Genomic DNA, 12,755 nt, shown 5'->3' on the forward strand with positions numbered 1-12,755 from the left:
CCCAAGACGCGCGTCCATGATAAGTCGCGGACAAGTCGTCTTCACGACGCGGCGTCAATTCGCCTGGAACCGGCGGTAGTCGGACGGGCCTTATGCGCCACCCGCGCGAGTCGGACGGGCAGGAGCCGTGCGGCGGCGACTAGTTGTTCGTCTTCATCACGATGCCCAGGGCGACGATGCACGCGAACCACAGCAGGCCGATCACCACGGTGATCCGGTCGAGGTTGCGCTCGGCCACCGACGAACCGCCGACGGACGACTGCATGCCGCCGCCGAACATGTCCGACAGGCCCCCGCCCTTCCCCTTGTGCATGAGCACGAGCAGCAGGAGCAGCAGGCTGAAGATGATGAGGGCGATGGAGAACCCGATGACCACGGCTGGACCAACTCTCTCGGCTACATGACGGCACCACACGATTACGGCGCGGGGCCGGACGCGGTGCGATCACACCACTCCGGCCCCGACAGGGTACTTCACCGGACCCCTGACTTCACCGGTCCGTCACTGGTCGCGGAAGCGCACGATCCGCACGAACTCCTCCGGGTCCAGCGCGGCGCCGCCCACCAGGGCGCCGTCCACGTCCGGCTGGGCCATGATCGCGGCCACGTTGCCGGCCTTGACCGAGCCGCCGTACTGGATGCGGACGCCGTCGGCCAGCTCCTGGTCGTACAGCTCGGCGAGCCGGCCGCGGATCGCCCCGCAGACCTCCTGGGCGTCCTCGGGGGTGGCCACCTCGCCGGTGCCGATCGCCCACACCGGCTCGTAGGCGACGACGATCCGGGCCGCCTGGTCGGCGGGGACGTCCTTCAGGGCGCCGTCGAGCTGCGCGAGGGTGTGGGAGACCTGGTTGCCGGCCTTGCGGACGTCCAGGCCCTCGCCGACGCACAGGATCGGGGTCAGGCCGTGCGCGAAGGCGGCCTTCACCTTGGCGTTGACGACCTCCTCGTCCTCGCCGTGGTACTGGCGGCGCTCGGAGTGGCCGATCGCGACGTAGGAGCACTTCAGCTTGGACAGCATCGGCCCGGAGATCTCACCGGTGTACGCGCCGTGGTCGTGCGCGGACACGTCCTGCGCGCCGTACTTGATCCGCAGCCGGTCGCCGTCCACCAGGGTCTGCACGGAGCGCAGGTCGGTGAAGGGCACCAGGACGGCGACCTCGACCGCGTCGTGGTCCTTGTCGGTGAGGCCGAAAGCGAGCTTCTGGACGTGCGCGATGGCCTCGAGGTGGTTGAGGTTCATCTTCCAGTTGCCCGCCATCAGCGGGGTGCGGGTGCTCTGCTCACTCATCGGTCTTCAGTTCTCCAAAGCGGAAAGGCCGGGCAGGGTCTTGCCTTCGAGGTATTCCAGGCTGGCGCCGCCGCCGGTGGAAATATGGCCGAAAGCGTTCTCGTCGAAGCCGAGGATGCGGACGGCCGCGGCCGAGTCGCCGCCGCCGACCACGCTGAACGCGGGGCTGTCGACCAGCGCCTGCGCCACCGCGCGGGTGCCGTCGGCGAAGTCGGGGTGCTCGAAGACACCCATCGGGCCGTTCCAGAAGATCGTCGACGCGTCGGCGAGCTTGGCGGCGAACAGCTTGCGCGACTCCGGGCCGATGTCCAGGCCGATCACGTCGGCCGGGATGGCGTCCACGGGCGCGGTGACCGGGTCCGCGGGGGCCTTCGTCGCCAGGTCCGGGAAGCTGGTGGCGCCGACCACGTCGACCGGCAGCACGAACTCCACGCCCTTGGCCTTCGCCCGCTGGAGGTACTCGGTGACGACCGGCAGCTGGTCCTCCTGCAGCAGGCTCTTGCCGACCTCGTGGCCCTGGGCCTTGAGGAAGGTGAAGACCATGCCGCCGCCGACCAGGATGCGGTCGGCCTTCTCCAGCAGGTGGTCGATGACGCCGAGCTTGTCGGAGACCTTCGAGCCGCCGAGCACCACCGCGTACGGGCGGGAGACGTCCTCGGTGAGCTTCTTCAGCACCCCGACCTCGGTCGCGATCAGGCCGCCGGCCGCGTGCGGCAGCCGGGCCGGCAGGTCGTAGACCGAGGCGTGCTTGCGGTGCACCGCGCCGAAGCCGTCGCCCACGTACGTGTCGGCGAGGGCGGCGAGCTGGTCGGCGAAGGCGCCGCGCTCGGCGTCGTCCTTGCTGGTCTCGCCGGGGAAGAAGCGCAGGTTCTCCAGCAGCACCACGTCGCCGGCGGCGGCGCCTGCCAGCGCCTGCCGGGTCCGGTCGCCGACCGTGTCGGTGCCGAAGAACACCTGGCCGCCCAGGAGTTCGGCGAGCCGGTCGCGGACCGGGGCGAGCGAGAACTTCGGGTCGGGCGCGCCCTTGGGGCGGCCCAGGTGCGAGGCGACGATCACCGTGGCGCCGGACTCGGCGAGCTTGGCAATGGTCGGCACGGCGGCCCGGATACGGCCGTCGTCGGTGATGGTCGCGCCGTCCAGCGGCACGTTGAGGTCGGCGCGGACGAACACCCGCTTGCCCTCGACCTGCCCCTCGGCGATCAGGTCGTCGATCGTCTTCATCTGTCGGGTCTCCTGTGAGTAGGTCCGGCACCTGACGCCACGCGAACAGGGCCCGGACGGCGCGTCATCGCGCTCGTCCGGACCCTGTCGCTCGCATCGCGGTGCGGTGGCTGACGGAAACGGCTACGCGGCCGCGGTTCCGGCGTGCCTCAGAGCCGGCCGCCGACGAAGACCGCGAGGTCCACCAGGCGGTTGGAGTAGCCCCACTCGTTGTCGTACCAGCCGACGATCTTGACGGTCTTGCCGCCCTGCACCATGGTCAGCTTCGAGTCGAAGGTGCACGACGCCGGGGTGTTGACGATGTCCGAGGAGACGATCGGGTCCTCGGTGTACTCCAGCAGGCCCTTGAGCTGGCCCTCGGCGGCCTTCTGGAAGGCGGCGTTGACCTCGTCCTTGGTGACCTCGCGCTCCAGGTCCACCACCAGGTCGGTGACCGAGCCGGTCGGGACGGGCACGCGCATGGCCATGCCGTCCAGCTTGCCGGCCAGCTCCGGGATGACCAGCGCGGTGGCCTTGGCGGCACCCGTGGTGGTCGGGATGATGTTCTCCGCGGCGGCGCGGGCGCGGCGCAGGTCCTTGTGCGGGAAGTCCAGGATGCGCTGGTCGTTGGTGTACGCGTGCACCGTCGTCATCAGGCCCTTGACGATGCCGAAGTTCTCCAGCAGCACCTTCGCCATCGGCGCCACGCAGTTGGTGGTGCAGGAGGCGTTGGAGATGATGTGGTGCGCGGCCGGGTCGTACGCGTCCTGGTTGACGCCCATCACGATCGTGATGTCCTCGTCGGTGGCGGGCGCGGAGATGATGACCTTCTTGGCGCCGCCGGCCAGGTGCTTGCCCGCGTCCGCGGCCTTGGTGAAGATGCCGGTGGACTCGATCACGATGTCCACGCCCAGCTCGCCCCACTTGATGGCGGCGGGGTCGCGCTCGGCGAGCACCTTGATGGTGTGGCCGTCCACGGTGATCGTGTCGGCGGTGTGCGTGACCTCGGCCTTCAGGCGCCCGAGGATCGTGTCGTACTTCAGCAGGTGCGCCGTGGTGGCGGTGTCACCCAGGTCGTTGACAGCCACGATCTCGACGTCCGCACCCTGTTCCAGGATGGCGCGGAAGAAGTTACGACCGATGCGGCCAAAGCCGTTGATGCCTACCCGGATCGTCACGAACCGATCTCCTCGCTCAGTCGCCGGAGTCCCTCTCCGGCTGCGAAATATGGGATGTCCCCGACCACCCACGACCCTACCTCCCCGACGTGTACGAGGTGACATCGGCAAGCCACGTCGCGGCCACACCGCGGCAACACGCCGGGGGCGGGCGGCCGGAGCACCCGCGCCCGGGAGGAGGGACGGGACTCAGCCGACCATTTCCTCGGTGAGGTTCGCCTCGGTGCCGGGCATGCCCAGATCGGACGCGCGCTTGTCGGCCATCGCCAGCAGCCGCCGGATGCGCCCGGCCACCGCGTCCTTCGTCAGCGGCGGCTCGGCCAGCGACCCCAGCTCCTCCAGCGACGCCTGCTTGTGGTCCATCCGCAGCCGGCCCGCGGCGGCGAGGTGCTCGGGCACGTCGTCCCCGAGGATCTCCAGCGCGCGCTGCACCCGGGCGCCGGCGGCGACCGCGGCCCGCGCGGACCTGCGCAGATTCGCGTCGTCGAAGTTGGCGAGCCGGTTCGCGGTCGCGCGCACCTCGCGCCGCATCCGGCGCTCCTCCCACGCCAGCACCGAGTCGTGGGCGCCCAGCCGCGTCAACAGCGCGCCGATCGCGTCACCGTCACGGACGACGACGCGGTCGACGTTGCGCACCTCGCGGGCCTTCGCCGGGATCTGCAGCCGGCGCGCCGCGCCGACCAGTGCGAGCGCCGCCTCCGGCCCGGGGCAGGTCACCTCCAGCGAGGACGAGCGGCCCGGCTCGGTGAGTGAGCCGTGCGCCAGGAACGCGCCGCGCCAGGCCGCCTCCGCGTCGCAGGTCGCCCCGGAGACCACCTGCGGGGGCAGCCCGCGGATCGGGCGGCCGCGCCCGTCGACCAGCCCCGTCTGCCGGGCCAGCTGGTCGCCGCCGGCCACCACCCGCACCACGTACCGGCTGCCGCGGCGCAACCCGCCCGGCGCCATCACCACCAGGTCCGAGGCGTGCCCGAAGATCTCCAGGATGTCCTTGCGCAGCCGGCGCGCCGCGATCCCGGTGTCGAGCTCCGCCTCGATCACGATCCGGCCGCTCACCAGGTGCAGGCCGCCCGCGAAGCGCAGGATCGACGAGACCTCCGCCTTGCGGCAGCAGGTCCGGGTGACGGGGAGCCGGGAGATCTCGTCCTTCACCGCTGCCGTCATCGCCATGGGCCGATCCTTCCACGCATACGAAAAATCCGGTCATACGCGGCCGCCAACGACTCGGGGTCGTGCCGCGGCCCGTCGGGGGCGGCGACCCGGGCCAGTTCGACCGTAGCGCCCAACTTCTGGGCGGCCTGTTCCAGGCTGTCCCGATCGGGTACGGCGGCTTCGTCGGCGAGAACCACGTCGATGGTGAGTTTAGGGGCGTGTCGGCCCAAAACCTCCAAGTGACGCTGCGGAGAAAAACCTTCGGTCTCTCCCGGCTGCGGCGCGAGGTTGAGCGTGAGCACCCGCCTGGCCCTGGTCTGCGCCAGCGCGTCGGCCAACTCCGGTACCAGCAGGTGCGGAATGACCGAGGAGAACCACGAACCCGGGCCGAGCACCACCCAGTCGGCGTCCATCACCGCCTGCACCGCCTCCGGTACCGCCGGCGGGTCGGCCGGCACCAGCTGCACCTGCTGCACCTCGCCGGGGGTCAGCGCGACCGTGGCCTGCCCGCGTACGGTCGAGACGGTGTCGGGTCGCGCCGGGTCGTGGCCGCGGACGATCGCCTCCAGTTCCAGCGGCACCGCCGACATCGGCAGCACCCGGCCGTGCGCGCCCAGCAGCCGGCCCACCCACTCCAGGGCGGCCACCTCGTCCTTCAACTGCTCCCACAGCGCGACGATCAGCAGGTTGCCCACCGCGTGCCCGTGCAGGTCCCCGCCGCTGACGAAGCGGTGCTGGAGCACCCGCGACCAGGTCTGCCCCCACTCGTCGTCGCCGCACAGCGCGGCCAGCGCCTTGCGCAGGTCGCCGGGGGGCAGCACGCCCATCTCCGCGCGCAGCCGCCCGCTGGAACCGCCGTCGTCGGCGACCGTGACCACCGCGGTGAGGTCGCCGGTGATCCGGCGCAGCGCGGCCAGGGAGGCGGACAGGCCGTGGCCGCCGCCCAGGGCGACCACCTTCGGCGGTACCCCGGACCGGCGGCCCGGCGCGGCGTCCTTGCCGCCGCGGCGCCGCCGCCTACCCGTCATGATCACTCGCGCCCCATGTCCCTGTGCACGGTCACCGTCTCCACTCCGTCCGCCGCCAGCCGCGCCGCGAGCCGTTCCGACATCGCCACGCTGCGGTGCTTGCCGCCGGTACACCCGACGGCGATGGTCACATAGCGCTTGCCCTCGCGCCGGTAGCCCGCCGCGATGATGTGCAGCAGCTCGGCGTACCGGTCGAGGAACTCCTTGGCGCCGGGCTGGTTGAACACGTACGTGGCGACCTCGTCGTTGAGCCCGGTGAAGGGCCGCAGCTCCGGCACCCAGTGCGGGTTGGGCAGGAAGCGGCAGTCCACCACCAGGTCGGCGTCGACGGGCAGCCCGTACTTGTAACCGAACGACATGACGGTGGCCCGGAGTTCCGGCTCCTCCTCGCCGGCGAACTGCGCGTCGAGTTTGGCGCGCAGTTCGTGCACGTTGAGACTGGAGGTGTCGATCACCAGGTCGGCGTCGCCGCGCAGTTCGCGCAGCAGGTCGCGCTCGGCCGCGATGCCGTCCACGATCCGGCCGGCGCCCTGGAGGGGGTGCGGGCGGCGCACCGACTCGAAGCGGCGCACCAGCGCGTCGTCGGACGCCTCCAGGAAGATCACCCGGCGCTTGACGCCCTTGGTGGCGAGGTCGGCGAGCGACTCGCGCAGGTTGTCGAAGAACTGGCGGCCGCGGACGTCGACCACCACGGCGATCCGCGCCACGTTCCCCTGGGAGCGGGCGCCGAGGTCGACCATGGTGGGGATGAGGGCGGGCGGCAGGTTGTCCACGACGAACCAGCCGAGGTCCTCCAGGCACTTGGCCGCGGTGCTGCGGCCGGCCCCGGACATGCCGGAGATGATCACGAGTTCGGGGATGGCCGCGCCGGACTCCCCGCCGGCCCCGGCCTCGCCGGGGGCGCTGCCGGGCTGGCCGGTGCCGTGGTCGCTGCGGTGCGCTTCGATGGTGCGGTCCCCGTCGGTGGTGCGGACGTCGTCGATCGTACGGTTGTCATCGGTGCCGCCGGTGCCGTCGGTGCGGTCGGTGCCGTCGGTGCGGTCATGGGTACGGCCGCCAGGCGCGCCCTGGTCATGGGCGTGTCCGCCGGCCCGTTCGTCGGCGGCGGCCGCGTCCGGCAGCCCGGTCCTCGGTTCTTCCTGGTCGCTCATCTGCTCTTCCCCCGATGGTCGGACGGTTCTTCCACGGGCCCGGCGGGCCGTACGTCGCTGTCCTCGATGATCTCGCCGGTCGCCGTGTTCACCGCGGGCCCGCCGGGCGCGGCGGCGGCCAGCGTGGCGACGACCGTCTCGGCCGTGACGCGGCCGATCCCCGGCACCTCGCAGATCTCCGCCACGGTCGCCGCCCGCAGCCGCTTCAGCGAGCCGAAGTGCTTGAGCAGGGCCTGCCTGCGGGTGGCGCCGAGCCCGGGCACGGTGTCCAGGGCGCCGGCCTTCATCGACTTGGAGCGCTTGCTGCGCTGGTAGGCGATGGCGAAGCGGTGCGCCTCGTCGCGCACCCGCTGGAGCAGGTACAGGCCCTCGCTGGTGCGCGGCAGGATCACCGGGTCGTCCTCGCCCGGCAGCCACACCTCCTCCAGCCGCTTGGCCAGCCCGCAGACCGCCACGTCGTCTATGCCGAGCTCGGCCAGAGCCCGGCTCGCGGCGGCGACCTGCGGCCGGCCGCCGTCGACCACGACCAGCTGCGGCGGATAGGCGAACTTGCGGGGGCGGCCGGTGTCCGGGTCGATCGGCCCGTCGATCGGCCCCGAGCCGCCCTCGTCCGCCGCCTCGGCGCCCTCGAACGCCGACCCGTCCCCCAGCGGCCCGCCCCCGTCCGCCGCGGCGGCCGGTCCGTCCTCCTCATGCTCCTCCCACTCGCTGGTGCGCTGCTTCTCCTGGAGGTAGCGGCGGAACCGGCGGGTGATCACCTCGTGCATGGACCGGACGTCGTCCTGCCCGGCGAACGTCTTGATCTGGAAGCGGCGGTACTCGCTCTTGCGGGCGAGGCCGTCCTCGAAGACCACCATGGACGCGACCACGTCGTCGCCCTGGAGGTGGCTGATGTCGTAGCACTCGATCCGCAGCGGAGCGGTGTCGAGGTCGAGGGCGGTGGCAATCTCCTCCAGTGCGCGGGAGCGGGTGGTCAGGTCCGAGGCGCGCTTGGTCTTGTGCAGGGCCAGCGCCTGCTGCGCGTTGCGCTGCACGGTGGCCATCAGGTCCTTCTTGTCGCCGCGCTGCGGCACCCGCAGGCTGACGTGCGAGCCGCGCCGCTCGGCCAGCCACTGCGCCACCGGCTCGGTCGGCTCGGGCAGCGCGGGGACCAGCACCTCCTTGGGTACGCCGCCGCTGCCGCCGGACTGCTCGGCGTCGCCCTGCTCGTCGCCGTACAGCTGCTGGAGCGCGTGCTCGACCAGGCCCGCGGTGTCGACCGCCTCGACCTTGTCGGTGACCCAGCCGCGCTGCCCGCGCACCCGGCCGCCGCGGACGTGGAAGATCTGCACGGCCGCTTCGAGTTCGTCCTCGGCGACGGCGATCAGGTCGGCGTCGGTGGCGTCGGCGAGCACCACCGCGTTCTTCTCCATGGCGCGGCGCAGCGCCTCGATGTCGTCGCGCAGCCGGGCCGCCTGCTCGTACTCCATGGCGGCGGCCGCGTCCTTCATGCGCTGCTCCAGCCGGCGCAGGTAGGTGCCGGTGTGGCCGGCCATGAAGTCGCTGAACTCCTCGGCGAGTTCGCGGTGGTCCTGCGGGCTGATCCGGCCGACGCAGGGCGCGGAGCACTTGCCGATGTAGCCGAGCAGGCAGGGCCGGCCGATCTGCGCGGAGCGCTTGAACACCCCGGCGGAGCAGGTGCGGACCGGGAAGACCCGCAGCAGCAGGTCGACGGTCTCGCGGATCGCCCAGGCGTGGGCGTACGGCCCGAAGTAGCGCACGCCCCTGCGCTTGGGCCCGCGCATCACCTGGACCCGCGGGAACTCCTCGTTCATCGTCACCGCGAGCGAGGGGTAGCTCTTGTCGTCGCGGTACTTGACGTTGAACCGCGGGTCGAACTCCTTGATCCAGGAGTACTCCAGTTGGAGCGCCTCGACCTCGGTGGAGACCACCGTCCACTCCACGGAGGCGGCGGTGGTGACCATGGTGGCCGTGCGGTGGTGCAGGTGGGTGATGTCCTGGAAGTACGACGACAGGCGCTGGCGCAGGCTTTTCGCCTTGCCGACGTAGATCACCCGGCGGTGCTCGTCCCGGAACTTGTAGACCCCTGGGGAGTCGGGGATCTCGCCCGGCTTCGGTCGGTAGCTGCTGGGGTCTGCCATGCCTTCCACCCTACTGTCGGGGCCTGACGGTCCCGGGACGATCCGGACGCGTGGGGAGGTCAGGCCCCGGGGCCTGCGGTCAGGCGGCCGCCGGCCGCCTTGACGTCGACGGCCGGCAGGGCCTTGTCGGCCGGGCCGCGCACCACGGCGCCGGTCTCGGCGTTGAACTCGCTGCCGTGGCAGGGGCAGGACGCGGTGGTGCCGTCCACCGTGTCGAGCACGCAGCCCTGGTGGGTGCAGACCGCGCTGAACGCCTTGAAGGTGCCCTTGCTCGGCTGCGACACCAGCACCTTGTCCTCGCGGTAGAGCTTGGCGCCGCCGACCGGCACCGCGGTGGCGGCGCCGAGGTCCACCTGCTTGGTCGGCCCGTCCGCGGAGTCGCTCTTCTTGCCGCCGCAGGCGCTGAGGCCGACCTCGGCGGCGCCGACGGCGCCGGCCAGGGCCGCGCCGCGGAGAACGGTCCTGCGGGTGGCGGGCAGTTCGGTGGACATGGGGTGCTCCAGGTGCGGGATGTGGCCGGTCTTGCGGTCGGTACCTTACGGCCCGCCGCCGGGCGCCCACGCCACGGCATGCCGTGCGCGCCCGACCGGGTCCATCCGCCGGTGGTCCTACGCCTTGGCGGCCCGTTTGCGGGGCGCCGCGGTCTTCTTGGCGGCGGTGGTCTTCGCCGCCGCTGTCTTCGCCGCGGCGGTCTTCTTCGCCGGGGCGCGCTTGCGCGGCGCCGGCACGGCCGCGTCGCTGACCGCTTCCGGGCTGAGGATGTCCCGCAGGAACTTGCCGGTGTGGCTGGCCGGGACGCCCGCGATCTGCTCCGGGGTGCCCTCGGCGACCACCAGCCCGCCGCCGCTGCCGCCCTCGGGGCCCATGTCCACCACCCAGTCGGCGGTCTTGATCACATCGAGGTTGTGCTCGATGACGATCACGGTGTTGCCCTTGTCGACCAGCCCGGAGAGCACCTTGATCAGCTTGCTGATGTCCTCGAAGTGCAGGCCGGTGGTCGGCTCGTCGAGGACGTAGACGGTGCTGCCGGTGGCACGCCGCTGCAACTCGGAGGCGAGCTTGACCCGTTGGGCCTCGCCGCCGGAGAGTGTCGGCGCGGGCTGGCCGAGCCGGACGTATCCGAGGCCGACTTCGTTGAGGGTGCGCAGGTGGCGGGCGATGGCGGGCACCGCCTCGAAGAAGTCGAGCGCCTCCTCGATCGGCATGTCCAGCACCTCGGCGATGGACTTGCCCTTGTAGTGCACCTCGAGGGTCTCCCGGTTGTAGCGCGCACCGTGGCAGACCTCGCACGGTACGTACACGTCCGGGAGGAAGTTCATCTCGATCTTGATGGTGCCGTCGCCCGAGCAGTTCTCGCAGCGGCCGCCCTTGACGTTGAAGGAGAAGCGGCCGGGCAGATAGCCGCGGACCTTCGCCTCCATCGTCTCGGCGAAGAGCTTGCGGACGTTGTCGAAGACGCCGGTGTACGTGGCCGGGTTGGACCGCGGGGTGCGGCCGATCGGCGACTGGTCGACGTGCACCACCTTGTCCACCAGGTCGTCGCCGTCCACCCGGGTGTGGCGGCCGGGGACGCTGCGCGCGCCGTTCAGCTCGCGGGCGAGGTGGGTGTACAGGATGTCGTTGACCAGGGTGGACTTGCCGGAGCCGGAGACGCCGGTGACCGCGGTGAGCACGCCCAGCGGGAAGGACACGTCGATGTCCTGGAGGTTGTGCTCGCGGGCGCCGTGCACGGTCAGCCGCCGGGAGCGGTCGATCGGGCGGCGCAGCTCCGGGGTCGGGATGGAGCGCTTGCCGGAGAGGTACTGGCCGGTCAGCGACTCGTCGTTGGCCAGCAGCTCCTTCAGGGAGCCGGAGTGGACGACCTTGCCGCCGTGCTCGCCGGCGCCGGGGCCGATGTCCACCACCCAGTCGGCGGTCTTGATGGTGTCCTCGTCGTGCTCGACGACGATCAGGGTGTTGCCCAGGTCGCGCAGCCGGACCAGGGTCTCGATCAGTCGGTGGTTGTCGCGCTGGTGCAGGCCGATGGACGGCTCGTCCAGGACGTAGAGCACGCCGACCAGGCCGGAGCCGATCTGGGTGGCCAGCCTGATCCGCTGGGCCTCGCCGCCGGACAGGGTGCCCGCGGCGCGGTTGAGCGAGAGGTAGTCCAGGCCGACGTCGACCAGGAAGCGCAGCCGCTCGTTGACCTCCTTGAGGACGCGCTCGGCGATCTTCCGGTCCCGGGCGGCGAGCTTCATCCCGGCCAGGAAGTCGGCGCAGTCGCTGATCGACATCGCGGCGACGTCGGCGATCGACTTGTCCTGCACGGTGACGGCCAGCACGATCGGCTTCAGCCGCCGGCCCTGGCAGGTGGGGCAGGGCACCGCCCGCATGTACCCCTCGAAGCGCTCGCGGCTGGAGTCGCTCTCCGACTCGTTGTGCCGGCGGCGAACGTAGGGGATCACGCCCTCGAAGTGCGTGGTGTAGGAGCGCTCGCGGCCGAAGCGGGTCTTGTACGCCACCCGGACCTCGGACTTGTGCCCGTGGAGCAGCGCCCTCTTGGCGCGGGCGGGCAGCCCGGCGTACGGGATGTCGGTGCGGAAGCCGAGTTCCTCGGCGAGGCTCTGCACCAGCTTGTCGAAGTACCCCTTGGACATGCCGCCGGACCAGGGCGACAGGGCGCCCTCGTCGAGCGACTTCTGGTCGTCGGGGACGATCAGCTCGGGGTCGATCTCCATCCGGGAGCCGATGCCGGTGCAGTCCGGGCAGGCGCCGAAGGGCGAGTTGAAGGAGAAGGAGCGCGGCTCCAGCTCCTCGAACGACAGGTCGTCGTACGGGCAGTAGAGGTGCTCGGAGAACATCCGCTCGCGCTGCGGGTCGTCCTCGGGCAGGTCGACGAAGTCGAGGACGACCATGCCGCCGGACAGTCCCAGCGCGGTCTCCACGGAGTCGGTGAGGCGGCGCTTGGCGCTGTCCTTGACGGTGAGGCGGTCGACGACCACCTCGACGGTGTGCTTCTCCTGCTTCTTCAGCTTCGGCGGGTCGGTGAGCTGGATGGTGGCGCCGTCGACCCGGGCCCGGCTGTAGCCCTTTGTCTGGAGGTCGGAGAAGAGCTCGACGAACTCGCCCTTGCGCTCGCGCACCAGCGGGGAGAGCACCTGGAAGCGGCTGCCCTCCTCCAGTTCCAGCACCCGGTCCACGATCGCCTGCGGGGACTGCCGCGCGATCGGGCGGCCGCACTGCGGGCAGTGCGGCTTGCCGATCCGGGCGAAGAGCAGTCGGAGGTAGTCGTAGACCTCGGTGATGGTGCCGACGGTCGAGCGGGGGTTGCGGGAGGTGGACTTCTGGTCGATCGAGACGGCCGGGGACAGGCCCTCGATGAAGTCCACGTCGGGCTTGTCCATCTGCCCGAGGAACTGCCTGGCGTAGGACGAGAGCGACTCGACGTACCGGCGCTGGCCCTCCGCGAAGATGGTGTCGAAAGCGAGCGAGGACTTCCCGGAACCGGACAGGCCGGTGAAGACGATCAGCGAGTCCCGGGGCAGGTCCAGCGAGACGTTCCGGAGATTGTGCTCGCGAGCGCCGCGGACGGTGAGTCGGTCGGCCACGCCAGTGCACCTTTCCGTAGGAGGGGTGATGAG

At 71.3% G+C, this 12,755-nt stretch carries 10 protein-coding genes; all 10 read right to left on the reverse strand.

The annotated features are described in order from the left end of the window. Positions 1-139: 139 nt before the first annotated feature. Positions 140-376, reverse strand: coding sequence for a preprotein translocase subunit SecG (gene secG / locus AC3EVP_RS13580; protein ID WP_335973522.1), 237 nt, complete (start codon positions 374-376; stop codon positions 140-142). 126 nt (positions 377-502) lie between these two features. After that, complete coding sequence (tpiA, locus tag AC3EVP_RS13585; protein ID WP_335973525.1) at positions 503-1,288, reverse strand: triose-phosphate isomerase; 786 nt, start codon at positions 1,286-1,288, stop codon at positions 503-505. 6 nt (positions 1,289-1,294) lie between these two features. Next, the gene (locus AC3EVP_RS13590; protein WP_335973527.1) at positions 1,295-2,509 is read right to left on the reverse strand and encodes a phosphoglycerate kinase; all 1,215 of its coding nucleotides are present in this window, start codon (positions 2,507-2,509) and stop codon (positions 1,295-1,297) included. A 149-nt stretch (positions 2,510-2,658) separates the two neighbouring features. Continuing rightward, positions 2,659-3,666: a type I glyceraldehyde-3-phosphate dehydrogenase gene (gap, locus tag AC3EVP_RS13595; protein WP_335973531.1), complete on the reverse strand. Its 1,008-nt coding sequence runs from the start codon at positions 3,664-3,666 to the stop codon at positions 2,659-2,661. A 189-nt stretch (positions 3,667-3,855) separates the two neighbouring features. Next, positions 3,856-4,833, reverse strand: coding sequence for a DNA-binding protein WhiA (gene whiA, locus AC3EVP_RS13600; protein WP_103884000.1), 978 nt, complete (start codon positions 4,831-4,833; stop codon positions 3,856-3,858). Continuing rightward, a complete protein-coding gene (locus tag AC3EVP_RS13605; protein ID WP_335973536.1) occupies positions 4,824-5,843 on the reverse strand; it encodes a gluconeogenesis factor YvcK family protein in 1,020 nt (339 codons plus the stop codon). Before AC3EVP_RS13605 ends, whiA begins: the two co-directional genes overlap by 10 nt. Positions 5,844-5,845: 2 nt before the next feature. After that, positions 5,846-6,703 (reverse strand): RNase adapter RapZ, encoded by an 858-nt coding sequence (rapZ, locus tag AC3EVP_RS13610; protein WP_335974149.1) that lies wholly within the window; start codon positions 6,701-6,703, stop codon positions 5,846-5,848. 287 nt (positions 6,704-6,990) lie between these two features. Further along, a complete protein-coding gene (uvrC, locus tag AC3EVP_RS13615) occupies positions 6,991-9,135 on the reverse strand; it encodes an excinuclease ABC subunit UvrC (protein WP_435129728.1) in 2,145 nt (714 codons plus the stop codon). 59 nt (positions 9,136-9,194) lie between these two features. Next, entirely contained in the window at positions 9,195-9,626 is a 432-nt protein-coding gene (locus AC3EVP_RS13620; protein ID WP_335973541.1) for a Rieske (2Fe-2S) protein, read from the reverse strand. A gap of 117 nt (positions 9,627-9,743) precedes the next feature. Then, positions 9,744-12,722 carry an excinuclease ABC subunit UvrA gene (uvrA, locus tag AC3EVP_RS13625; RefSeq protein ID WP_435129731.1) on the reverse strand — a complete coding sequence of 993 codons (2,979 nt, stop codon included), beginning with the start codon at positions 12,720-12,722 and terminating at the stop codon, positions 9,744-9,746. Between the last annotated feature and the right edge of the window lie 33 nt (positions 12,723-12,755).

This window comes from Actinacidiphila sp. bgisy144, assembly GCF_057708105.1.

Coding starts and splice junctions, on each gene's coding strand:
- tpiA (WP_335973525.1), bottom strand. CDS start 1,288: ATGAGTGAGCAGAGCACCCGCACCCCGCTGATGGCGGGCAACTGGAAG.
- AC3EVP_RS13590 (WP_335973527.1), bottom strand. CDS start 2,509: ATGAAGACGATCGACGACCTGATCGCCGAGGGGCAGGTCGAGGGCAAG.
- whiA (WP_103884000.1), bottom strand. CDS start 4,833: ATGGCGATGACGGCAGCGGTGAAGGACGAGATCTCCCGGCTCCCCGTC.
- AC3EVP_RS13605 (WP_335973536.1), bottom strand. CDS start 5,843: ATGACGGGTAGGCGGCGGCGCCGCGGCGGCAAGGACGCCGCGCCGGGC.
- uvrC (WP_435129728.1), bottom strand. CDS start 9,135: ATGGCAGACCCCAGCAGCTACCGACCGAAGCCGGGCGAGATCCCCGAC.
- AC3EVP_RS13620 (WP_335973541.1), bottom strand. CDS start 9,626: ATGTCCACCGAACTGCCCGCCACCCGCAGGACCGTTCTCCGCGGCGCG.